The following is a 25,136-nucleotide window of genomic DNA, read 5'->3' on the forward strand; positions in this document are numbered from 1 at the left end:
AGAATCTTAACTTCTTCTAAATTCGCTTAAAATAATTGCAGTTGCAGTTGCTACGTTTAGGCTTTCTGTTTTTTGCAAGTCACCAAAACGAGGAATTGCCAAACGTTGCGTCACACTATTTTCAATAGCTAATGAAATTCCATTAGCTTCGTTACCCATAACGATAATACCGCTTTGAGGTAAGGATGTTTTATAGATGGAATCACCATCCATAAAAGTACCAAATACCGGCAAATCAGTTGCTTTAATAAATTCATTCAAGTCTAAGTAAGAACAATTCACCCTTCCTAATGAGCCCATTGTAGCTTGCACCACCTTTGGATTATAGCTATCCACCGTTTCAGGAGAGCAAATAAGTTGGGTAATTCCGAACCAATCACATAAGCGTATAATTGTACCCAAATTACCCGGATCTCTGATTGCATCTAGCGCTACAATTAGACCATGCTCTAAAATCGGTTTTGGTTTTGGTATTTTAAATAAAGCCAGACAGGAGTTAGGTGTTGCTAAAGCGGTCATTTTTTTTAAATCGGCACTACTAATTTGAGTTCTTTTATCAGCAGGAATTTTTTCAAAATCATCTTGTGTAGTATACAAATGCTCCAATTCAAAGTTTGAATCCAGAAGTTCTTGAATGCCTTTTACGCCTTCAGCAAAAAATAATTGGTGAGCTATTCTATATTTTTTTTGCTGCAAACTCGTTATAAGCTTTAATTGGTTTTTACTAACCATAAAAAAATGTACTTTTGAATTAAATATTGGAAACTCTTGAAAAAAATTTCTACAAAAATAACTGCATTTATTCTAATTGCAATACTAATTTGCGCATGTAACGCCGTAAAAAGAGTTCCAGACGGAAATTTACTGCTGACCAAAAACGAAATCATGGTGAACAATTCGCTTGTTCGTGATGAAAACGTATCCAATCAACTGTACCAAAAACCCAATAGCACCCTATTGGGTTACCGATTGCGACTCAACTTATACAATTTAGCCAACTTAAACCCTGACTCCACTTATCAAGCCAAGTTTACTGCTAATCCAGGTAAATTGGAGCGTAAATCAAAATGGTTATCAGAAAAACAAGTCAACCGATTGGGAAAATCCTTTTGGTACCATGGCATTCATGATTTTTTAAAAAAAACTGGTGAACCGCCGGTAATTTTAGACAAAGAACGAGCCGATAAATCGCTTATTCGATTGAAATATTATTACTTTAACAAAGGTTTTTTTAATGTAAATGCCAGTTATTCAATTGATACTTTACCATCAAAAAAAGCACGTCTTGCCTATCAAATTGACACCGGAAAAGGATATTATCTTGACACTTTAAGCAAAACCATTTCGACTCCTAAACTTGATTCACTTTACAATCTAACAGTCAACAATAGTTTTATCAAATCCGGGAACCAATATGCAACAGAAGATTTTGAAAATGAAAAAAATCGAATAACTACTAATTTCCGCAACAATGGTGCTTATTATTTTCAGCCAAATTATGTCACTTTTGCAGTAGACACGATCAAGAAAGTCAATAAAGCAAACATTAACTTATTGATTAATAATTATTCGTATCAAGATGGAGACTCTACCAAAACAGAACCTTTTAAATTGTATACCATAAGCGATGTAAATATTTACACCGATTATAAAGCGAATAGCAACAAACAAATATTTAAAGACAGTACAACTTTTAATAATTTCAATTTATACAGTCAAGACAAATTAAAATACAAACCCAAAGCCATTACCAATGCCATTTTCATCAATAAAGGCGGGCTCTATGCGGATTATAAAACAGTCCTAACCACAAGATATTTGAATAACTTAAAAATTTTCAACTATCCCTCTATTCAATATGAACTTGACCCACGCGACAGTACGGCACAATCATTAATAGCAAAAGTATATCTCACTCCTCGAAAAAAATATAGTTTTGGTACTACCTTAGACCTTACTCATTCTAACATTCAAGACTTTGGTATTGGTTTGAGTATCTCTGAAACGATTAGAAACATCTTTAATGGAGCAGAAACTTTCGAAATTGCAGCACGAGGAAACATCGGATCGTCGCGCGATTTGGCCAATCCCAGAAATAATTTCTTCAACGTGTCTGAATATGGTGTCGATTTAAAACTTAACATCCCACGTATTTTCATGCCTTTTAAAACCGAAAAAATCATTCCTAAAAGCATGATTCCTTCTACGTTAATCACACTAGGTTTTGCCAAACAACAAAATATTGGTTTGGATAAAGAAAATTTCACAACAGGACTAACTTATAATTGGACTCCTAAACGAAACTACACCGCACGATTTGACTTGATCAATACGCAATATGTCCGAAACTTAAATCCTCAAAACTATTTTAATGTTTATGGATCATCGTACAATGCTTTAAACGCAATAAGCAAAAAGTACAACACCAACACGACCTATTACAATAATCCCATAGATCAAAATTTATTGGTAGAACGCGGTACAAAAGGCTTTACAAATGATGTATTGACTGGAAATGCTACTTTTTTGCGTCCGCTTGAACAAACTGATCTTGAGGCTGTGCGCAGTATTGAAGAACGCCGTTTGCGACTAACGGAAAATGACTTTATTTTGGCAACCAATTTTACGTTCTCTAAAACAACTAAAAAAGATTTAACTGACAACAATTTCTATCTTTTTAAAACCAAACTAGAATCGGCAGGCACACTATTATCAGCTTTTGCATCAGCATCAGGGCAACGTAAGAATGCTACCGGTAATTATGAGATTTTTAATTTAGAATATTCAGAGTACGTTAAAACTGAATTCGATTTTATCAAACATTGGGACTTAACTAAGGAGAAAATTTTCGCATTCCGATCATTTTTTGGAATTGCCATACCATTTGGAAACTCCGATTATATCCCGTTCTCACGAAGTTACTTTTCGGGTGGATCAAATGATAACCGGGCTTGGCAACCTTACGCTTTGGGACCAGGCAGCAGTGGCGCATTAGATGATTTTAATGAAGCCAACATGAAAATTGCAATAAGCGGAGAATACCGTTTTAAAGTTTTAGGCAGTCTAAAAGGTGCATTATTTGCAGATGCCGGAAATATATGGAACGTGCTGGATAATGTCACAGATGAAAAATCAACTTTTACAAGCTTTAGTGATTTAAAAGATATCGCATTAGGTACCGGCTTTGGCTTGCGATACGATTTGAGTTTCTTTGTAATCCGATTTGATTTGGGATTCAAAACCTATAATCCAGCGAATGAAAGCAGCAAAAGATGGTTCAATGAATACAACTTTGCCAACTCAGTTTTAAATTTTGGAATAAATTATCCATTCTAATGCTAATTAATTCTTATTTTTGCAGAACTAAAAACTAAAAAAACAACTAAAAAAAGTACCATGGCACACAACATAAAACCGGGCGTAGCTACAGGAGATCAAGTCCAAGAAATTTTTAACTATGCTAAGGAAAAAGGATTTGCACTTCCGGCAGTAAACGTTACTGGTTCTAGCACAATTAATGGTGTTCTGGAAACAGCAGCAAAACTAAACGCACCAGTTATCATACAATTCTCAAACGGAGGAGCGCAATTTAATGCTGGAAAAGGATTGTCAAATGCAGGCGAAAAAGCAGCTATTGCTGGTGGAGTTGCCGGAGCATTACACATACACACGCTTGCAGAGGCTTACGGAGCAACTGTAATTTTGCATACCGACCACTGCGCGAAAAAATTATTGCCTTGGATTGACGGTTTATTAGATGCCTCTGAAGCACATTTTGCTAAAACAGGAAAACCATTATTCTCTTCGCACATGATTGACTTATCAGAAGAGCCAATTGAGGAAAACATCGAAATTTGCAAAACGTACTTAGAGCGTATGAGCAAAATGGGAATGACACTTGAAATCGAATTAGGAATTACTGGTGGTGAAGAAGATGGTGTTGACAACTCTGATGTTGACAGTTCAAAATTATACACGCAACCTGAGGAGGTAGCTTACGCTTACGAAGAGTTATCAAAAGTGAGCCCGAAGTTTACAATCGCTGCAGCTTTTGGAAACGTACACGGAGTTTACAAACCAGGAAACGTGAAGTTAACTCCAAAAATCTTGAAAAACTCACAAGATTTTGTACAAAATAAATTCAATACTGGACACAATCCAGTTGATTTCGTTTTCCACGGAGGATCAGGATCTACTCTTGAAGAAATTAGAGAAGGAATTAGCTATGGTGTTGTAAAAATGAACATTGATACTGATTTACAATTTGCCTACACAGAAGGAATTCGTGACTATATGGTAAACAATTTAGAGTATTTAAAATCTCAAATTGGAAACCCTGAAGGCGCTGATGTACCAAATAAAAAATATTATGACCCAAGAAAATGGGTACGTGAAAGTGAAATCACTTTTAACGCAAGGTTAGAGCAAGCTTTTGCTGACTTAAACAACGTGAATACATTATAATTAAAAGTTTATAGTTTCAGGTTTAGGATATTAAAACTTTAAACCTGAAACAACAAAAACAATAAATATGGCTTGGTTTAAAAGAAAAGAAAAAGGGATTACTACTGCTACCGAAGACAAAATGGATATTCCAAAAGGGCTTTGGTACAAATCTCCAACAGGAAAAATTATTGATGCTGATGAATTGGCTCGCAACTTATTTGTAAGTCCAGAAGATGGTTTTCATGTTAGAATAGGAAGCGCTGAATATTTTCAAATTTTGTTTGACAACAATGAATTTGTGGAGTTAGACAAAAACATGACATCCAAAGATCCTTTGCATTTTGTGGATACAAAAAAATATGCAGATCGTTTGAAAGATGTAATGGACAAAACCAAACTAAAAGATGCTGTACGTACCGGTGTAGGAAAGTCTAAAGGAAAAGATTTGGTGATTTGTTGTATGGATTTTGCCTTTATTGGTGGATCTATGGGAGCAGTTGTTGGTGAAAAAATTGCAAGAGGAATTGACCACGCTATCAAAAACAAGATGCCATTTGTGATGATTTCAAAATCAGGTGGTGCACGTATGATGGAAGCGGCTTACTCTTTGATGCAATTAGCAAAAACATCTGTAAAATTAGCGCAGCTTGCGGAAGCTAAATTACCATACATTTCATTATGTACTGACCCAACTACAGGTGGAACTACCGCTTCTTACGCTATGTTAGGAGACATTAATATTTCTGAGCCAGGCGCATTAATCGGTTTTGCTGGACCTCGTGTAGTAAGAGATACTACCGGTAAAGATTTACCAGAAGGTTTTCAAACAGCAGAATTTTTATTAGAGCACGGTTTCTTAGATTTTATTACTCCAAGAAAAGAATTGAAAGATAAAATCAACTTATACATTGATTTGATCCAAAATAATGAAATTAGACATTAATTAAATGTCTAAAAACTAAAAAGCCTGTTCATCACAAACAGGCTTTTTTATTTCTGTATATTAAAAAGTATATTGCAAACCTCCATAAAAATTGCGACCGGGAGCATTAATTCCTGATGAAAAGGTTCGGTATTGCGTGTCTAAAATATTTTCGACACCGGTATAAAAAATCGCCCCTTCAAACAATTTATAGCTTGATTTGAGTGAGTACGATTCCCAAGCAGGAATACCATTGGCAGGAGCGTATTGCAAGTTGTCTTCACCGCTGCTCGAATAGTCTTTTAAAGCTTTTTTACCATTGTATAACATATAACCTTCAATCATACCTTTTTTGTAGGTGTAAGCGATTCCAACTTTTCCAAAATAAGGTGAAATATGATCGAGTGGCAGTAACTTTTGCTTAGATACAATTCGGCCCAAGTTGTAATTGAACGATGCATTCATTTGCACAGCAGTAACAAGTTCCGCTTGAAGCGATGTTGAAATTCCCGTAACATATGCTTTCCCGCGGTTTTGATTCGCAAATACTTGACTCAATGCACCATCATAAATCAGGGAAGATTGTCCGTTGTATAAAAACGGACTCGTTACAATGGCATCAAACATTTTGGTATAAAAATAAGTTTGTTCCAGCTTCCATTTTTTCGAAGAGGATTGAAATACAAAACCCAAATCAGCAGTAACTGTTTTTTCAGGTTTTAAATCTTCATTAGGAACGATCAAAACGCCACGCACGGTCTCAAAAATCTTTGCTAAATCATCAATATTAGGAACTCGATATCCTGTTGATAAATTCGATTTAACTGAGACATTGCTCGATACATTTCGCACCACTCCAACATTAGCGCTGTAAGTGAAATTTTGCTGTTTAATTTTTGAAAAGGGTAATGGAAAGAAGGAATTATCCGCAATAGAACTATTCAAACCACTATATCCTAAACGCAAACCTGCATTCAAAAAAGTTTTCGAATTCCACTCTTGATTATAAGAAGCGTAGGCATCATAACGCCACATCGCATTTGCTCCGTTCGGGTAACGGGTGCTTATATTTTTTCGCTCCTTGGTATTTAAATCGGAACTAAAAGCGGTAGAATTTAGCGTTTCATAATAGGACTCCAGTCCATACAACAAAGTTGCTGCTGTCCATTTTTTAGTTAAATCAACCGATAGACCATATACATTAACATTCTCCAAACGATTTTGCAGAACGTAATCTCCAAAACGTCGGTTGTGCCTACTCTCTTTAGCATTTTGATAAGAAAAACTAGTACGCACATCAGTATTCCAAAAGAACTTCTTCTTGCTTAACGAATAGACTGCCAACAAACGCTCTTGTGGACCGTAATACCATTCTGCATGGCGTAAACCTGCTTTCCCACTTGGTTCCGTTAATCGGTCATAGCGCGGAATGTTAGAGCTTGTGGACCATTGAAAATTGGCATCATGCATAAAACCATTTTCGGTCTTGTAAGCTATTTTTTGCATTAAATTGTATTGCTTGTAGCCCGAATTTCTTTGTACAAACTTGTTATCATTAGACTGAATCACATCAACTCCTTTGATAGTTGAAACAAAAAAAGGTCTTTCGCCAAAAAAATCACCATTATGATTTTTTTGTTTTCCCATTTTTAAATCTCCGAAGTCGTTAAAAGAAAAAGCAGTAAAGGAAGCCCAATTATTGGTTGCATAATTAATCTGCAAAGCAACTGATTTTTCTTGATTGGCACTGCTATATCGTGAAGCTATATTTCCAGAAAAAGCATTAGCAACTTCTGATTTGAACTTAGCATTTTTAGTATTCATAGCTACGGTTCCGCCCAAAGCATCACTACCAAATAAGGTAGAAGTTGGCCCGTAAACAATGGCAGCATTGTCTAAAAAACTTTCGTCAACGGTAATTACGTTTTGCAAATGCCCTGCCCGAAAAATTAAATTATTCATTCGGACACCATCAACAACAAGTAACACTCTACTTGCCTCAAAACCGCGGATAGAAGGACTACCGCCACCTTGCTGTGATTTTTGTACAAATAGCGCCCCTGAATTAGAAAGCATCTCTGCCGTGGTTTGGAAATTTTGAAAATCAATATCAGCAGCAGTTATAAAATCAACCTGATAGGGCGACTTCAAGATTTGCTTCGGTATCTTTTGAATAAGCACTACATCGTCCAATTTTGTAGTGTCTTTTTTCATTTGCGCCAAGCCAACAAAAGTGCACAGTAACACTACAACGGAGAAAAAATTTTTCATTAAAAAACAACTAAGGAGGTGATTAATTTGGAAGTCATCAACTTCAATATGTTTTTACATTCCAGTACGAATAGCTTCAACTGGATCAAGTTTAGACGCCGAAATAGCAGGCAAAATTCCAGATATGAGTCCGATTATTGCCGCCAAAGAAGTTCCTAAAATCACATTACCCATACCAAGAACAAATTCAAAATCGAACGCTTGGGTAACTATAAAAGAAATAATCCAAACTAAAAATAAACCAATTAGCCCTCCAAAGACAGAAAGGATAATTGCTTCAAATAAAAACTGAAATAAAATAAACCTATTTTTTGCACCAAGTGATTTTTGAATACCAATTAAATTGGTTCTTTCCTTTACAGATACGAACATGATATTCGCAATTCCAAAACCACCAACAAGTAATGAAAAGCCACTAATAATCCAACCAACTACGTTCATTTGACCAATGATACCATCAATTAAATCGGTAAAACCACTAAAAACATTGATAAAAAAGTTATCAATTTCTCCAGCTTTCAAGCCTCTATAATTGCGTAATTTTTGCGTTAACTCGCCTTTAAAAGCATCCATATCTACGCCACTTTCTGGCTTAATTAAAATAGCATTGGTTAGCGAATCATTGTTATCACCATACAATTGGCGTATAAAATTAACTGGAATGTATGCTGTTGTATCGTTACTGTCTCCAAAAAGTCCAGCACCTTCCTTCTTTAATACTCCAATAACCGTAAAACGTTTGCCATACAAGCGGATATTTTTCCCAATAGGATCAACACCCTCAAACAATGAATTAGCAATTTCATTTCCAATCACAATAACAGATGCACCTGAATTGGCTTCGGAATCGTTATAAAAACGGCCTTTGTCAAACTCTAAACCTTGAATATCGATAAACTCTTGCGAAGAAGGAACAATATTTACATCGCTCACCGTTTTCGCATCATATTTTAACGATTCACGACGTGTAAAAATTTGAAAAGCAATAGCTTCAGCATTATTTAGTGAATTTTTCAAATAAGTATACTCATCGTATTTGATGTTTGGAAATTGCTCGCGTTTCCATTGCGGAATGTCAGAGGGACCAAATGAAAACTTGATTAAGTAAATCGTATTTTTATCCAAACTACTAAGATCTTTCGTGATTTTTCGATCTAAAGAATCAACAGCAGCAAGTACCGCAATGATAGAAAAAATACCGATGGTTACGCCTAGCAACGAGAGTAAGGTTCTCAATTTATTATTGCTTAAGGCATTCATAGCAAAACCAAAACTTTCTTTTAATAATCGAAGGTAAACTAACATATATCTTGTTTTGTATTTAAAATGATTTGATCAAAAAGCCCTAAAAAGACTTTTCAGTATTGAGTCGCCAAGATTTTAAAAGCGTCTTAAAATAGAAGCGTTTTATTTGCAAATATCTCAATTTCGAATGCTTTAATTTCGACTTTAAAAACTATTTTTGCACCTTAAAACACTAACTACATAATGAACACAACTAAAACAATCCAATCGGCATTAATCTCTGTCTTCTCAAAAGAAGGACTTGAACCGATAGTAAGACAACTAAACAGTCAAAATGTTACAATTTATTCTACTGGTGGTACAGAAGATTTCATAAAAAATTTAGGAATTCCTGTTGTACCCGTTGAAGATGTTACTTCATACCCTTCTATTTTGGGCGGAAGAGTAAAAACTTTGCACCCAAAAGTTTTCGGCGGAATCTTAAACCGTCAAGATAACGAAAGCGATGTACAGCAAATGAAGGAGTTTGACATTCCTCAAATTGATTTGGTAATTGTTGACTTATACCCATTTGAAAAAACCGTTGCATCTGGCGCAAGCGAAGCTGACATTATTGAAAAAATTGATATTGGTGGCATTTCTTTAATTCGTGCAGCAGCAAAGAATTTTAAAGATACGGTAATCGTTTCATCGATGGAGCAATACGGATTATTTTTAGAAACCATCATTAAACAAAACGGAGCTACAACATTAGAAGACAGAAAATTGTTTGCTACAAAAGCATTTCATGTGTCATCACACTATGACGGAGCTATTTTTAACTATTTCAATACTGACGAAACCATTTATAAAGAAAGTATTGCGAATGGTCAAGTACTGCGCTATGGAGAAAACCCACATCAAAAAGGATTTTTCTTTGGAGATTTTAACGGTATGTTCAATAAAGTTCACGGAAAAGGACTTTCATACAATAACTTATTAGACGTAGACGCCGCGGTTAATTTAATTCAAGAATTTAAAAACGAAGGACCTACATTCGCCATACTTAAACACAACAACGCTTGCGGTTTAGCTACAAGACCAACAATCCGTGAAGCTTATTTAGCAGCTTTGGCTTGCGATCCAACTTCAGCTTTTGGAGGAGTATTAATTGCTAACACAACCGTTGATGTAGCTACAGCACAAGAAATAAACGCTTTATTTTGCGAAGTAGTAATTGCTCCAGCTTTTGATGCAGAGGCGCTTAGCATTTTACAGGAAAAGAAAAACAGAATCATTCTTGTTCAAAATGAAGTTGAATTACCTCAAAAACAAGTACGCACATGCTTAAACGGACTTTTAGTTCAAGACAGAAATAATAGTACCGATACTAAAGAGGACCTAAAAACCGTTACACTAACAGCGCCTACAGAGCAAGAGATAGAAGATTTAATTTTTGCCTCAAAAATTTGCAAAAACACAAAATCAAATACGATTGTTTTTGCTAAAAACGGTACGCTTATTGCTTCAGGTACGGGACAAACTTCAAGAGTTGACGCGTTAATGCAAGCTGTAGAAAAAGCGAAAAATTTCGGATTTGATTTACAAGGAGCTTCAATGGCTAGTGATGCTTTTTTTCCATTTCCTGATTGTGTAGAACTTGCCAAAAAAGCAGGAATCACAGCAGTAATTCAGCCGGGAGGATCGATCAAAGATGAATTAAGCATCAATTACTGTAACGAAAATAATCTTGCAATGGTATTTACAGGAACGCGTCATTTTAAACATTAATTTGTTTAACTTTGTCCGTCACAAATTTTTAACTTTTAACCCTTAAAAAACTTATGGGATTTTTTGATTTCATGACCGAGGATATTGCGATAGACCTTGGTACCGCTAATACTTTAATCATACACAATGATAAAGTCGTAATAGACAGCCCTTCGATAGTTGCACGCGATAGGATTTCTGGCAAAATCATTGCTGTTGGTAAAGAAGCCAACATGATGCAAGGAAAGACACATGAAAACATAAAGACAATAAGACCTTTGAAAGATGGTGTAATTGCAGATTTTGATGCATCTGAAAAAATGATCAGTATGTTTATCAAAAGCATACCTGCATTAAAAAAACGAATGTTCACTCCTGCATTGCGCATGGTAGTTTGTATTCCATCTGGAATTACCGAAGTTGAAATGCGTGCTGTTAAAGAGTCATGTGAGCGTGTAAATGGTAAAGAAGTTTACTTAATTCACGAACCAATGGCAGCAGCAATTGGTATTGGTATTGATATCATGCAACCAAAAGGAAACATGATTGTAGATATTGGTGGTGGTACTACTGAAATTGCGGTTATTGCTTTGGGCGGAATCGTATGTGACAAATCGGTTAAAATTGCAGGTGACGTTTTTACCAATGATATTGTTTACTACATGCGTACCCAGCACAATTTATTTGTGGGAGAAAGTACTGCTGAAAAAATAAAAATCCAAATTGGAGCTGCTATCGAAGATCTTGAAACTCCTCCAGAAGATATGTCTGTACAAGGTAGAGATTTGTTAACGGGTAAACCAAAACAAGTAGAAGTTTCATACCGTGAAATTGCTAAAGCTCTTGACAAATCAATTCAACGAATTGAAGATGCTGTCATGGAAACGCTTTCTCAAACTCCGCCTGAATTAGCAGCAGATATTTACAATACTGGTATTTACTTAGCAGGTGGTGGATCTATGTTGAGAGGTTTAGACAAAAGAATTTCTCAAAAAACAGACTTGCCTGTTTATATTGCTGAAGATCCTTTACGTGCGGTTGTGCGTGGAACTGGAATGGCACTAAAAAACATCGTAAAATTTAAAAGTATATTAATTAAATAATAGAGATTTACAACTCCAATACCTTTCAAACAGTATTGGAGTTTACCTCTTTTACATTAACTTATTTGACCTCTATAACCGAATACAATGCAGCAAATATTTAATTTTATTTTTAAAAACAGTAACAGAATACTGTTTTTGCTGCTTTTAAGCATTTCCTTAGCGCTTACAGTTCAATCTCACTCTTTTCACCGCAGCAAGATTATCAGCTCTGCCAATTTCTTAAGTGGTGGCGTTTACGAAAAACTGAACAACTTTGATGAATATTTGAATTTAAAGACAGAGAATGAAGCGCTAGCACAAGAAAACGCTCTACTTCGTAATGCTTTATTCAAAATTGAAGACACTGCGACTGTTAAACAAATTGACAGTGTTAAAGGAGTAAAACCAACCGATATCATTGTTTCAAAAGTAATCAGAAACTCCTATAATGTGTATGAAAACTACCTTACACTAAACTCAGGTGCTATAGATGGTGTAAAACCAGACATGGGCGTGGTTAACAGCTTGGGTATTGTAGGAATCATTGAAAATACATCAACCAATTACTCTACTGTAATTAGCATATTGAACAAACGTTCTCAAATTAATGCTAAAATTAAAAAGTCAAATCATTTTGGTTCTTTGAACTGGGATGGTAAAAGTACTGGTTTTGTTCAGCTAACCGATTTACCAAGGTTAGCAATGATTAAAATTGGAGACACAATTGTAACGGGTGGACAATCAGTAATTTTTCCAGAAAACATCAACATTGGAACTATCTCAAAAATTTACAGAGACACAAAAACCAATTTTTATACATTGCGCGTAAAACTCTTTAATGACATGACTAACTTAGGTCACGTATACATCATCAAGAGAAAAGACAGACAAGAAATCATTAATTTAGAAAAAAGAGAAAAAGATGAATAGCACCTTGTTAGTCAATATTCTCCGTTTCATTTTGCTGTTAGCGCTCCAAATCATTGTTTTTAACAATATGAATTTCTTGGGCTACATTAGTCCTTTTCCTTATATTTTGTTTATCATTTTATACCCTGTAAATGGTAATAAAGCTGGACTTATTGCTGCGAGTTTTGCAATGGGTATTATTATGGATCTTTTTAGTAACTCTGGAGGAACACATGCAACAGCCTCGCTAATGCTTGCTTACCTAAGACCTTACTTGTTCAAGTTTGCTTTTGGACTAAGTTACGAATACCAAACCATTCGCTTAAATGATGTTTTGACACCTCAACGGTTTACATTTATTTTGCTCTCTGTAGTAATTCATCATTTTACCTTGTTTTTGTTAGAAGCGTTTCAATTGAGTTTTCTACTTGACACCTTAATTACCACGCTTTTAAGCACTGTATTTACGATATTAATTTGCATCATAATCATCTACCTTATTAAGCCAAACAAACGATGAGAAAAGCCTTGTTGCCCTCTTTGATCATAATCGCTACTTTACTTCTGGTAACCCGTATTTTTTATTTACAAATTGTAGACGAAACTTCAAAATTAGAGTCCGAAAACAACGCTATCAAAAAACAATACGAATATCCAGAACGAGGCTATATTTTTGACCGTTATGGTAAATTGCTTGTAGCCAACCAAGCATCGTATGATATCATGGTTATTCCGAGAGAAGTAAAAGAAACGGATACTACCGAGTTTTGTCAACTTTTGAATATCACCAAAGATGATTTTATCAAAAAAATCGAAAAAGCTAAGGTGTATAGCCCTAGACTTCCATCGGTATTCTTATCACAATTGAATAAAGCTGAGTTTGCAGCATTTCAAGAAAAATTACGAAAATACAAAGGATTCTATTTCCAAAAGCGTTCATTACGTGATTATGAAGTAAACTTTGGCGCGAATATTTTTGGATTTATCACCCAAGTAAACGAAAAATTGGTTGCAAAAAACCCCTATTACAACAGTGGTGATTTAATTGGCCGCCAAGGAGTTGAAGAAAGCTACGAAAATTTACTTCGGGGAGTTAAGGGTGTGAAATACATTCAAAAAGATAAATTCAACAGAGAAATAGGCTCCTATAAAAATGGCAAATACGACACGATTGCCGTTCAAGGAGAAGACATCAACCTAACGCTGGATGCCGAAATCCAAAAATATGGTGAAGAACTGATGATTAATAAGCGTGGCGGAATTGTTGCCATAGAACCAAAAACTGGTGAAATATTAGCATTAGTAACCGCTCCATCTTATGATCCTGGGATTTTAGTTGGTCGACAACGCTCTAAAAACTACACCGCTTTATACCGAGATTCTATCGCAAAACCTTTGTATGATCGTGGTTTATTAGCCGAATATCCGCCTGGATCACCTTTTAAAATTTTAACTGGACTAGTTGGTTTACAAGAAGGTGTTATTGATGAAAACACTACTGTATTCTGCCGTCATGGTTTTAGCTATGCGCGTGGCCGTTTTATGGGATGCCACTGCCACGGTGGAGCCTTACAATTGCATCGAGGTATTTATGAATCTTGTAATTCCTACTTTGCTACCGCCTACATGCGAACCATTAACAAATATGTAAAACCCTCTTATGCGGTTGATGTTTGGAGTAAGCATTTAAAGAGTTTTGGATTGGGAGAATTTATGGGCTATGATTTACCTACTGGAAAAAGAGGATTAGTACCAACATCTAAAACCTACAAACGCATGTACCCAAATGGAGGATGGCGCAGTACAGCAATTGTTTCAAACGCCATCGGTCAAGGAGAGGTTTTAATGACACCTATTCAATTAGCTAATATGATGGCGACAGTAGCCAATGAAGGTTATTACTACACACCTCATATTATCAAACGAATTGAAGGACACAAGATTGATGAAAAATTCACAACAAAACACGTTACTTCAATTGACAAACATTTTTTTAAGCCTATCATTAGTGGCTTGTTTGATGTATACAATTTAGGAACTGCAAGAGGTTTACGAGTAGAAGGAATTAACATTTGTGGAAAAACTGGTACTGCTGAAAACTCCGCAAGAATTGGTGGCGTAAAAGTAAAGATGGAAGACCATTCGATATTTGTTGCCTTTGCCCCGATGGAAAACCCAAAAATAGCAATCGCTGTTATGGTCGAAAACGGAGGATATGGAGCGACTATTGCAGGTCCTATTGCTAGTTTGATGATCGAAAAGTACCTTCGTAAAAAAATAACTAGAACTGACTTAGAAAAACGAATTTTAGAAACTAGCTTGCAATCTCGTTATGCTAAATTAGGAGGACTTTCAGATATTGTTAAAGCCCAACTGCGCGCTGCCGATTCTATTAAAAAATTGAAATCGCAACCTGCACAAAAAGTAAAAGTAGACACTACAAAAGCTAAAAAACAAGTTATAGCAGCAAAATGAAAAACCAAAGCATCACCAACAATATCGACTGGATAAGCATAATCATTTATGCTGTATTAGTTATTTTAGGGTGGCTCAACATCTACTCTTCCTCATTATCATCGATGGAAGGCACCTCTGATAAGCAGTTGATTTTTATTGTATTAACCATACCTTTAATTTTTACAGTAGTCTCAATTGACGGCAAATTTTATGAAAAATATGCCAGTATTATTTTTGGAGTTTCCCTATTGTCATTAATGGGTTTATTCTTATTCGGGAAAACTATTGCTGGACAACGTTGTTGGTACGCCATAGGTAGTTTTACCTTACAGCCATCTGAATTTGCAAAAGCAGCAACATCATTGGCATTAGCTAAATTTTTGAGTGACACACAAATTAATTTAAAAGAAACAAACAGGCAAATCCAAGCCTTAGCTATAATTCTATTTCCTGTATTACTTATATTGCCACAACCCGATCCTGGAAGTGCTTTGATTTACAGTATTTTTATAATCGTTTTGTACCGAGAAGGACTTCCTGCGTGGTACGTTTGGACAGGTTTCATTACAATTTTACTGTTTGTTATGACCTTAGTTTTTGAACCACAATACATCATTCTAGCCGCGCTAGCTGTTTTATTGTTCGTACATTTTAAATCACGATTGGCCGATCGAAATGCCATTATGAGTACGATTCTTCTCGTTTTAATTACTGGTTTTGTATTTTCTGTAGATTACATCTTTGATAATGTTTTTAAACAACACCACCGAGATCGATTTAATATTTTGCTAGGTAAATCCGTAGATATGAACGGAACAGGTTACAATACCAATCAATCTGAAATTGCAATTGGATCAGGTGGATGGCTCGGAAAAGGTTTTCTGGAAGGAACTCAGACTAAAGGTGGATTTGTACCCGAACAACACACCGATTATATTTTTACAACAGTAGGCGAAGAATGGGGCTTTGCTGGATCATTGCTGGTACTTGGTTTATTTGCTGGTTTACTTTTAAGAATTATTTACTTAGCTGAGAGACAAAAAACAAAGTTTAGTAGAGTTTATGGTTATTGCGTAGCTGGAATTTTGTTTACCCACTTTTTTGTCAATATCGCGATGGTATCTGGTATCTTCCCTACTATTGGTGTTCCGTTACCATTTTTCTCGTACGGAGGTTCAGGATTATGGGGTTTTACCATTTTGCTTTTTATTTTTATTAAAATGGACGCTAACAAAGTAAATGAATGGTAGTTAGCACAACCAATTTTCTAGTATCTTTTATCCTCTAAAAAACGCCAAGACCGTATATTTGATTCGCTTTCGAGTTGGTTTTCTAGCGCATCTGTTAACTTAGGAAAAAAATCGATACCCGTTATTTTTTCGATAGCATCAACAGTCACTACATAATCTTCAAGAGGTAAATCGATCGCTCGATTAGGAATCATAAAAGCTATCATCTTTGGCTTATTCGCATTTCTGACGAATACAATTTTATAAAAATAGTCCGGCACAGCAACTTTTTCGCGACCAATTGTTTTTAAATTTGAGTTTAAAATACCTGCTGTAACCACCATAACCTTATCGTATTCCTTTGCCCAAAAGCGTACATTTTGCTCCAAAGAATTCCATATTCCTCCGTTAAAATCTTTCTCTTGAGGTGATATATTACTTGTCAAAAAAGTACTAGTGTAAGCGTCATAGTCAAATTCCATATCAGCAGCTGGACACAAATGTCCTTTGTCGTAATTTGTATTTTTATAATTTCTCCAGTCAGCGGAGCGAGTTTCTACTTTGTCATCTTCAATAAAAAAAGGCCTTTTAAAATCTCTATTCACTACATTTTCCTTTTTTAACTCATAGGCAACCCATTCTGCTTGCTCAAATTCTTCTAGATAACTTAGGATATAATATTGATGTTCAATGACTGCAGCAGTCGTTGATGTTGGAAGAAGTGTTTTCCAATTGTCAGTTTCATATATTGCGGAAGTATCCGTTTGTGCGGAATCATTAGCTCTATTTTGCACTTGCTCCTGAGAGGTATCCATTTCAGAACGTGTTTGTTCTTCCTTGCAAGACATAAACAAGCAAACTGTCGTTAAAGCCATTAAAAAAAACGATATTGGAGTGCTATTGCGAGGAAAAGTAAACATAGAAGTATGATTTGGTATCTTAATCCAAATATAGGTAAATATACAGCTATAAATTACACATTATTCGCTACTCAAAATAGAGCGTATAAAAAAACGCGCAAGGTACTTATCGTATCCTGCGCGCTTTATTAAATTTATCTTATATCAGATTATGACTTTGCTAGTTTGTCTTTTTTAATTTTAACAGGCATTGTCTTTTTTGCAACTGATTTACCTTGCAAATCATCTAAAACATTCAAAGCTTCTTCGACATAAATATCTTTTGCTAAAGCTTCGTGCCAGCGTTCTCTTTTTTCTTTTAGAGTTAAATCTTTACTCATAGCATCTTTCTCATATGGAAGAGAAGTAAACAACAAGTCGTTTTTATAATCAGTAATTGGCTTGTATTTTTTAGCTTTTTCCTCAATTTCAGATTGTGCTACCTTGAATTTATCGATGTTTAAGCTGTATACATTTTCCTCGCTTCGGCTATCAATCCATTTTGCATTTTCCTCGATTAATTGGAATTGTGCATTATTACTGATTCTAGATTTACTATTGGCAATAGCTTGGTTAAAATTGGCATTTTTGTTCCAAACTTGATAATCAGCCTGATCAATTTTATCCCATGGCATTGCATTGTCAACATCACGCTCACCCATTTTCAAATAAGCATAACGGTCTGGCATAACAATATCACTAGACACACCCTCCAACTGAGTAGAACCACCATTAATTCTATAAAATTTTTGAGTTGTAGTTTTAATGGCTCCTAAATCACCTACTGAATTACTACGTACAAATTGATTCAAATCGATTACATTTTGCACTGTTCCTTTCCCGTAGGTTTGTTTACTACCAATAATCACACCGCGCTTATAATCTTGAATTGCAGCTGCTAAAATCTCAGATGCTGATGCTGAAAAACTATTCACCATAATTACAAGCGGACCATCCCACTCTATTTTTTTATCACGATCGTACAGAACTTCTTTTTTTCTGCCTGCTGATTTAATTTGTACAATTGGTCCTTGCTCAATAAACAAACCCGCGATATCAACTACTGTTGACAAAGACCCACCACCATCATCACGAACATCTAACACGATACCGTTTACACCTTCTTTTTTTAATCGATCTACTTCTAAAGCAATATCTTTTCCAGCATCACGTCCTTGAGGATTTTCAAAATCTATATAAAACTTTGGTAAATAAATTACGCCATATTTAGAATCGCCCTTTTGTACGATACTTGACTTTGCGTAAGTTTCTTCAATTTCTACAATATCACGAATAATTGATACTATTTTGATAGTTCCATCTACTTTTTTCACTGTCAATCGAACCTCTGAACCTTTTGGTCCTTTGATTTTTTTAACCACATCATCTAAACGCATTCCAACCACATCAACAGCTTCACCATTTCCTTGTGCCACTTTCATCACAACATCGCCAGCTTCTATTTGCTTTCCTCGCCATGCTGGACCTCCAGAAATCAATTCTGAAATTTCAGTCAAATCATTTTTCTTTTGCAAACGAGCGCCAATTCCTTCTAATTTACCACTCATACTCACATCAAAACGTTCCTTTTCTTCAGGAGCAAAATAATTCGTGTGCGGATCAAAACGTGCTGTAATTGAATTAATGTAAACTGAAAACCAATCGTTTCTATTCAATTCTTTAATAAAACCGAAATATTCATCAAGCGATTTTTCGGAAGTAGCTCTCGTTTCTTTTTCTAAATCTGTAAACGATTTTATTGTATACGAAGCATCATTCTTTTTCTTGTCTTCCTCTAACTTTTGTTTGTCAACCAATGAAGAAAGCGTTGAAAGTTTGATTTGCTTGCGCCATTTCTCATTAAGCTCTTTAACCGAAGCACAGTAGGGCGCTTTTTCATAATCAATATTGAAAGTTTCGTCAACAGTAAAATCAAATGGTTTTTTTAGAACTTCTTTATAAATTTTGGTGCTTTCTTCCATACGTTTCATCAATCTATTGTAAGTAAGATCGAAAAACGTTAAGTCTTTATTCATAATTTGATCGTCTAGCTGCAACTCGTATTTTGCAAACTCATCAATGTCTGATTGCAAAAAGAAACGTTTTGAGGGATCTAAAGCCTCAATATAATCTTTATACACTCCTTTGGAAAAGTTGTCGTCTATGGTTGCAGGACTGTAATGCCCTTTTTCAATCACGAAAGTGAGTAACTCTAAAAGCAACTTATCCTTCTCAGGATCATTAGCCTTGGAGTTATTCATTTTAAAGGCAAACAATGTTATCGAAATACATGCGACAACAAGAATAATTTTATAATTTCTTTTCATAAAGTGAAGAATAGTATTCATGAATTTTTTATTCTAAGTTACGGTAAAAACTATGCCAACGATAGCGCGGCTCCCATAAATTTTTGTTAAAGATATAAAATTGTTTTTTTTAAAACTTCAAAATAAATTTCAATAACAAATTTTTATCTTTTGTTCATTTTATCCCATTTGGAGTGAGTACATTTGTTGTATTTTTAAATATATTTCCTTTTTTTGAACTATTTGCAATGGATAAAAAAACACCCTTAATTTTAATTACAAACGATGATGGTATTAGCGCTCCTGGTATCAGAACACTAATTTCAGTGATGACACAATTAGGCGATGTTGTAGTAGTGGCGCCAGACAAACCACAAAGCGCTATGGGTCATGCTATAACCATAAACAATACCTTATATTTAAACAAAATATCAAAAGACGGTGATGCTGTTACGGAATACAGTTGTTCTGGAACACCTGTGGATTGTGTGAAACTTGCCGTAAACGAAATTTTGAAACGTAAACCCGATCTTTGCGTTTCTGGAATCAATCATGGCTCTAACTCCTCTATTAATATTATTTATTCAGGAACAATGAGTGCTGCCATGGAAGCTGGTATTGAGGGTATTCCTGCAATTGGTTTTTCATTAAGTGATTACAATTGGGATGCGGATTTTGAACCGACTAAAACATTCATAAAACAAATTGCTTCCCAAGTCTTAGAGCAAGGCCTACCTGATGGCGTACTCTTGAATGTTAATTTTCCGAAATTAAAACAAGACGAAATAAAAGGTATAAAAATAGCACGTCAGGCCAAAGCAATGTGGCAGGAGCGTTTTGACAAACGCCAAACACCGCACGGTAAAGATTATTATTGGCTTACTGGAGAATTTGTTAATCAAGACCACGGGCAAGATACAGATGAATGGGCTTTGGCAAACGGATATATCTCAGTAGTTCCGGTACAATTTGACTTAACCGCGCATCATGCCATACAACAACTTAACACTTGGAATTGGAATGAATAAGAAAGACTTACTACTTGGGTTTCTAATTGGGTTTGTAACCACTCTGTTCGGTAGTTATCTATTTGTAATTATCATGACAGAATATGATTTTATATCAGGAATACAAATCATAAAATCACAAGGTAATCTCGGAAAGATAATTACACTTGGCTGCATTGCAACATTAGCCGCTTTTGGACTCGCATTAAAATTTAACAAAGAACTAATGGCCAGAGGTATGGTACTCGCTGTAATGGTTATTGCTTTGTTAACCTTGTTTATATAAAACTATCTTTGCAAACATCTTGTACTTCAAATTAAAAATCGAATTCTACAAAAAATGAAATATTACATCATTGCAGGAGAGGCATCAGGTGATTTGCACGGTGCTAACTTAATGAAAGAGTTACTACAAAAAGATCCACAAGCTGAAATCCGTTTTTGGGGTGGCGATTTGATGCAAGCCGTTGGCGGAACTTTGGTAAAACACTACAGGGAACTTGCTTTCATGGGTTTTGTTGAAGTACTTTTTAATTTGAGAACGATATTAAAAAATATTACAATTTGTAAAAAAGACATCCTTGCGTTTCAGCCTGACGCAATCATCTTTATCGATTATCCTGGTTTTAATTTGCGTATTGCTAAATGGGCAAAAAAACTAGGTATTGCAACACATTATTATATTTCACCTCAAATATGGGCATGGAAAGAAAGTAGAATTACAGATATCAAACGCGACATTGACCACATGTATGTTATTTTGCCTTTTGAAAAAACATTTTATGAGGACAAGCACCATTATCCGGTTAGCTTTGTTGGGCACCCGCTTATTGATGCCATTCAACAGCAATCTCACACTGATAAACAATTGTTTCGCACCAACAACCAATTGAATGAGAAACCCATAATAGCCCTACTCCCTGGAAGTCGTAAACAGGAAATTACTAAAATGCTCGAGGTCATGCTTAGTGTGGTGCCAAAATTTCCTGAATATCAATTTGTCATAGCAGGAGCACCAAGCCAAGACTATTCTTTTTATCAACCCTTTATTACGCAGGAAAACGTTAAATTTATTTCTAATAAAACCTACGAGCTTTTGCAAAACGCAACTGCCGCATTGGTAACTTCCGGTACTGCAACGCTTGAAACAGCTTTGTTTAAAGTTCCCGAAGTTGTGTGCTACAAAGGCAGTTGGGTATCCTACCAAATTGCTAAAAGAATCATTACATTAAAATATATTTCGCTTGTAAATTTGATTATGGATCAAGAAGTGGTTACTGAACTGATTCAGGACGATTGTACCACCGAAACAATTACAAGAGAACTTCAATCCTTATTAGATCCTAAAAATCGAGATACGATACTTGAAAAATATGCGTTGTTAGAACAGCGCCTTGGCGGAGTAGGCGCCAGCTCTAAAACAGCGGCACAAATCGTGCAACACATCCGCTCATAAATTCTGTAATCTATTTTTTGCTTATATGCGCTTACAATCATTTTTGTTACCTTTTGTCCTGGCACTATTGATTGTCTCATGTAAAAGTACTTCACCAATAATCAATTCAAAAAACGAAGCAAACAAAAGCAAGTTTTCAAAGAACGAAAAACGAAAAACGGCGCAACTTATTGACGAATTGATTACTACTGCTGAAGAAAATATTGGAGTAAAATACAAATATGCAGGAACTTCTAAAGCTGGCTATGATTGCTCTGGCTTGATATATACCGTTTTTAAATCGCAAGATATTGTATTACCACGCAACTCCTACGAGCAAGCAAAAGTAGGGCAAGCAATAAATCTTAAAAAAGATCAGGCACAAAAGGGCGACCTCATTTTTTTTACTACTAATTCTAGCAGGCAAATCAATCATGTGGGTTTGGTTACTGAGGTTACAGATCAAGGAATCTCCTTTATACACTCCTCTACTTCTAAAGGTGTAATCATATCATCTACAAAAGAACCCTATTACAAACGAACCTTGATTCAAGTTAATCGTATTTTTTAAACAGATACAATCGATGGTGAATAAATCTTTTTAAAACAGTAATTTAGTTTACAATTAGATTCGTTTGTTACTTAAAATGTGTACTTTAGATTTATGAAAGTGCTACATTTCCCACTTACAAAACTAACCGTAGGATTTATTTTTGGCTTATTGCTAGCGCATTTATATGTCTTTTCGCCAACTATTATTGGGATTAGCTTAACCGTTTTGTTGTTACTCTTATGTTGCATCAATAACTTTTTTAAAGGAAAACAGCAGCCCACTTTTTTCGGATTGGTTAGTTTGCTAATTATGATTTTGATTGGTGTTTTTACAACAATTATTCACAACGATTCCTTTGACTCCAAACATTACAGCCATAACAAATCCGCATTTGCGAAACCAACTTTAATTACCCTAACTGTTCGAGAAAAATTAAAGAATTCATCATTTACCAGCAGGTATGTGGCCCAAATTACGCAGATAAAAAACCAACGCCAAAACGGTTCTATCATCTTAAATATCGCAACAGACAGCCTACCTATTACAATGCCTATTGGAAGTAAATTGAAGGTAAACGGAATATTGATTGCTAATAAAACAGCTAGTAATCCAAACCAATTTGATTACAGCAACTACCTTTTAAACAAGCAAATTTATGCGCAATTATACAGCAATCCTGAGGACCTATCGATTAGTACTTCCTATGAGAAAGACATTTGGTATTACACGGCTCGCTTTCGCGAAAATATAATTACAAATTTAAAAGCGAATCAGTTTTCCAATCGAGAACTACAGGTGGCGATAGCATTAATTTTAGGTCAACAACAAGAAATTGATCCGGCTATCATTAGAGATTATCAATATGCAGGCGCCGTACATATTTTATCCGTATCAGGTTTACACATTGGGTTTATAATGCTTTTCATGACTTTTTTATTACGTCCTATACCAAACAACAAAAGAGGTTCTGCTTTGAAGCTAGTAATAATTCTGTTGAGCTTGTGGTTGTTTGGAATACTAGCAGGACTAGCGCCATCGGTTGTTCGTTCTGTTACCATGTTTTCATTTGTTGCAATTGGTAATCACCTGAGCCGAAATACATCTATTTATCACACTTTAATAGCATCAATCTTTATAATTTTACTTTTTGAACCTTCATTTTTATTCGATGTAGGTTTTCAATTAAGTTATATTGCCTTATTTTTCATTGTGTGGCTGCAGCCGCTACTAGCAACTTTATGGAGTCCAAAATACAAATTAGTGCGCTATTTTTGGGACATTCTTACAGTTTCATTTGCTGCACAAATTGGGACTTTGCCACTCAGCATTTACTATTTCCATCAGTTCCCTGGATTGTTTTTTATTACCAATTTGATAATTATTCCATTACTTTTATTCATCATGGCGATAGGAATTATAGTCATGAGTTGGGCTGCCTTCGCCGAAGTACCACGCGCGCTTTCACAAATTTTAGAATGGGGTATTTGGATTATTAATTGGATAATAAGCAAAATTGCATCAGTAGAGCAATTTATTTTGAAAGACATACCGCTACATTTTTATCTTTTGTTGTGCAGCTATTGCATCATTATAACAGTGGTTTTATGGTGTAAAAAACCAAGTTTTTACAAATTGCTGGCAGCATTAGTGAGTATAATTGTCACACAAAGCACGTATTTAGTATTGAAAAACCACTTTGAACAGCAAGCTGAGATAATCGTATTTAATACTCAAAAAAACACTTTAATCAGCAAGCGGTATGGAAATATCATCTTTGCTTATTCTAAAAGCGACGTAAAAACCAACTCTTCATTAAACACTTTGAAATCGTACGAACAAGCTAATTTTAGTAAAATCAATTCTGTAAAACCGCTTAAAAATGTACTTTTTTACAAAGGCAAAAAGATATTAATCTTGGATAGTTCAGCAGTTTCGTCACCTAAAATAAAGCCAGACATTTTGCTTTTAACGCAATCTACTAAGGTAAATCTTGATCGCGTTTTATTACAATTGCATCCAAAAATAGTAATTGCAGATGGCAGCAATTATAAAAAAGCAAGATGGAAATGGGAACAAAGTTGCCAAAAACAAAATATCCCTTTTCATGCCACTGCCGAAAAAGGATATTTTAAACTAAATTGATTGTATTATTTTTTCAAAAAACCATCTGCAACTGCCAACCAAGCTGTTGGTCCTCCTGGAACGTAACCAGTACTTCCAATTCCTTCAAAATTAACTTTACCATCAACATCCTTTACGTTCGCAAATACAACCGTCGGGAAACCTTGTATTTGGAAAGCCATTTGCAACTCACTATTTTGTTTTTTAATTTCTTCTGTTTGTGGTGCTCGTCTTGGGTAATCTAATTCTACCAAAACAACATTATCTTTAGCCCATGTAGCAAATTCTGGCGTTTTTAAAACCTCTTTTTGCAAACGAATACACCAGCCACACCAATCGCTGCCTGTAAAAAACATTAGTAATGGTTTTTTAGTTGTTTTAGAAACCTCAATTGCTTTATTCACATTTGTTTCCCAAACTAATTCTTGCGCTTGAATAGCAAAGGAACCCATAACCAACATCAGAGATAAAAATATTTTTTTCATATTTGAATTTTTTATTT

Annotated in this window: 20 protein-coding genes; 14 read left to right on the forward strand and 6 right to left on the reverse strand. The window is 35.2% G+C overall.

Going from position 1 to position 25,136, the window contains the following annotated elements; genetic code table 11:
- Positions 1 to 6: 6 nt before the first annotated feature.
- On the reverse strand, positions 7 to 732 hold the full coding sequence (locus L1S34_RS10465; protein ID WP_236363981.1) for a TrmH family RNA methyltransferase: 726 nt from the start codon (positions 730 to 732) through the stop codon (positions 7 to 9).
- 36 nt (positions 733 to 768) lie between these two features.
- Between L1S34_RS10465 and tamL the strand changes: the two genes are divergently transcribed.
- From tamL to accD, 3 genes are all read left to right on the forward strand, one after another.
- The gene (gene tamL, locus L1S34_RS10470; RefSeq protein WP_166136007.1) at positions 769 to 3,336 is read left to right on the forward strand and encodes a translocation and assembly module lipoprotein TamL; all 2,568 of its coding nucleotides are present in this window, start codon (positions 769 to 771) and stop codon (positions 3,334 to 3,336) included.
- 60 nt (positions 3,337 to 3,396) lie between these two features.
- On the forward strand, positions 3,397 to 4,464 hold the full coding sequence (gene fbaA, locus L1S34_RS10475; RefSeq protein ID WP_210790871.1) for a class II fructose-bisphosphate aldolase: 1,068 nt from the start codon (positions 3,397 to 3,399) through the stop codon (positions 4,462 to 4,464).
- A 67-nt stretch (positions 4,465 to 4,531) separates the two neighbouring features.
- On the forward strand, positions 4,532 to 5,389 hold the full coding sequence (gene accD, locus L1S34_RS10480) for an acetyl-CoA carboxylase, carboxyltransferase subunit beta (RefSeq protein WP_210790874.1): 858 nt from the start codon (positions 4,532 to 4,534) through the stop codon (positions 5,387 to 5,389).
- 60 nt (positions 5,390 to 5,449) lie between these two features.
- Here the strand turns inward: accD and L1S34_RS10485 are convergent, their stop codons facing one another.
- Both L1S34_RS10485 and L1S34_RS10490 read right to left on the reverse strand, forming a co-directional pair.
- On the reverse strand, positions 5,450 to 7,639 hold the full coding sequence (locus L1S34_RS10485) for a TonB-dependent receptor plug domain-containing protein (protein ID WP_236363982.1): 2,190 nt from the start codon (positions 7,637 to 7,639) through the stop codon (positions 5,450 to 5,452).
- Between the two features lie 54 nt (positions 7,640 to 7,693).
- A complete protein-coding gene (locus L1S34_RS10490; RefSeq protein ID WP_210790877.1) occupies positions 7,694 to 8,944 on the reverse strand; it encodes an ABC transporter permease in 1,251 nt (416 codons plus the stop codon).
- A gap of 183 nt (positions 8,945 to 9,127) precedes the next feature.
- Between L1S34_RS10490 and purH the strand changes: the two genes are divergently transcribed.
- From purH to rodA, 6 genes are all read left to right on the forward strand, one after another.
- Positions 9,128 to 10,654: a bifunctional phosphoribosylaminoimidazolecarboxamide formyltransferase/IMP cyclohydrolase gene (purH, locus tag L1S34_RS10495; RefSeq protein WP_236363983.1), complete on the forward strand. Its 1,527-nt coding sequence runs from the start codon at positions 9,128 to 9,130 to the stop codon at positions 10,652 to 10,654.
- 53 nt (positions 10,655 to 10,707) lie between these two features.
- Positions 10,708 to 11,736: a rod shape-determining protein gene (locus L1S34_RS10500; protein WP_086454445.1), complete on the forward strand. Its 1,029-nt coding sequence runs from the start codon at positions 10,708 to 10,710 to the stop codon at positions 11,734 to 11,736.
- An 87-nt stretch (positions 11,737 to 11,823) separates the two neighbouring features.
- Positions 11,824 to 12,648: a rod shape-determining protein MreC gene (gene mreC, locus L1S34_RS10505; protein ID WP_166135989.1), complete on the forward strand. Its 825-nt coding sequence runs from the start codon at positions 11,824 to 11,826 to the stop codon at positions 12,646 to 12,648.
- Complete coding sequence (gene mreD / locus L1S34_RS10510) at positions 12,641 to 13,147, forward strand: rod shape-determining protein MreD (RefSeq protein WP_166135986.1); 507 nt, start codon at positions 12,641 to 12,643, stop codon at positions 13,145 to 13,147. Before mreC ends, mreD begins: the two co-directional genes overlap by 8 nt.
- The gene (gene mrdA, locus L1S34_RS10515; protein WP_166135983.1) at positions 13,144 to 15,102 is read left to right on the forward strand and encodes a penicillin-binding protein 2; all 1,959 of its coding nucleotides are present in this window, start codon (positions 13,144 to 13,146) and stop codon (positions 15,100 to 15,102) included. The genes mreD and mrdA overlap by 4 nt, the downstream gene beginning before the upstream one ends.
- Positions 15,099 to 16,334, forward strand: coding sequence for a rod shape-determining protein RodA (rodA, locus tag L1S34_RS10520; RefSeq protein WP_166135980.1), 1,236 nt, complete (start codon positions 15,099 to 15,101; stop codon positions 16,332 to 16,334). The genes mrdA and rodA overlap by 4 nt, the downstream gene beginning before the upstream one ends.
- A gap of 17 nt (positions 16,335 to 16,351) precedes the next feature.
- Here rodA and L1S34_RS10525 read toward each other — a convergent pair whose 3' ends face one another.
- Entirely contained in the window at positions 16,352 to 17,233 is an 882-nt protein-coding gene (locus L1S34_RS10525) for a DNA/RNA non-specific endonuclease (protein ID WP_236363984.1), read from the reverse strand.
- A 149-nt stretch (positions 17,234 to 17,382) separates the two neighbouring features.
- Positions 17,383 to 19,560 carry a carboxy terminal-processing peptidase gene (locus L1S34_RS10530; RefSeq protein WP_236363985.1) on the reverse strand — a complete coding sequence of 726 codons (2,178 nt, stop codon included), beginning with the start codon at positions 19,558 to 19,560 and terminating at the stop codon, positions 17,383 to 17,385.
- 206 nt (positions 19,561 to 19,766) lie between these two features.
- Here L1S34_RS10530 and surE point away from each other — a divergent pair, with 206 nt between their 5' ends.
- The 5 genes from surE (at position 19,767) to L1S34_RS10555 (ending at position 24,655) form a co-directional block, all read left to right on the forward strand.
- The gene (surE, locus tag L1S34_RS10535) at positions 19,767 to 20,546 is read left to right on the forward strand and encodes a 5'/3'-nucleotidase SurE (protein WP_236363986.1); all 780 of its coding nucleotides are present in this window, start codon (positions 19,767 to 19,769) and stop codon (positions 20,544 to 20,546) included.
- Positions 20,506 to 20,811 (forward strand): hypothetical protein, encoded by a 306-nt coding sequence (locus tag L1S34_RS10540; protein WP_370637612.1) that lies wholly within the window; start codon positions 20,506 to 20,508, stop codon positions 20,809 to 20,811. Before surE ends, L1S34_RS10540 begins: the two co-directional genes overlap by 41 nt.
- A gap of 54 nt (positions 20,812 to 20,865) precedes the next feature.
- Positions 20,866 to 21,981, forward strand: coding sequence for a lipid-A-disaccharide synthase (lpxB, locus tag L1S34_RS10545; RefSeq protein WP_236363987.1), 1,116 nt, complete (start codon positions 20,866 to 20,868; stop codon positions 21,979 to 21,981).
- 25 nt (positions 21,982 to 22,006) lie between these two features.
- Complete coding sequence (locus L1S34_RS10550) at positions 22,007 to 22,531, forward strand: C40 family peptidase (protein ID WP_236363988.1); 525 nt, start codon at positions 22,007 to 22,009, stop codon at positions 22,529 to 22,531.
- A 93-nt stretch (positions 22,532 to 22,624) separates the two neighbouring features.
- A complete protein-coding gene (locus L1S34_RS10555) occupies positions 22,625 to 24,655 on the forward strand; it encodes a ComEC/Rec2 family competence protein (protein WP_236363989.1) in 2,031 nt (676 codons plus the stop codon).
- 5 nt (positions 24,656 to 24,660) lie between these two features.
- On the opposite strand, the gene L1S34_RS10560 is transcribed toward L1S34_RS10555, so the two are convergent.
- Positions 24,661 to 25,119 carry a thioredoxin family protein gene (locus tag L1S34_RS10560; RefSeq protein ID WP_236363990.1) on the reverse strand — a complete coding sequence of 153 codons (459 nt, stop codon included), beginning with the start codon at positions 25,117 to 25,119 and terminating at the stop codon, positions 24,661 to 24,663.
- Positions 25,120 to 25,136 lie beyond the last annotated feature (17 nt).

It is taken from the genome of Flavobacterium sp. K77 (genome assembly GCF_021608205.1).
In the GTDB taxonomy this organism is placed as follows: domain Bacteria; phylum Bacteroidota; class Bacteroidia; order Flavobacteriales; family Flavobacteriaceae; genus Flavobacterium; species Flavobacterium turcicum.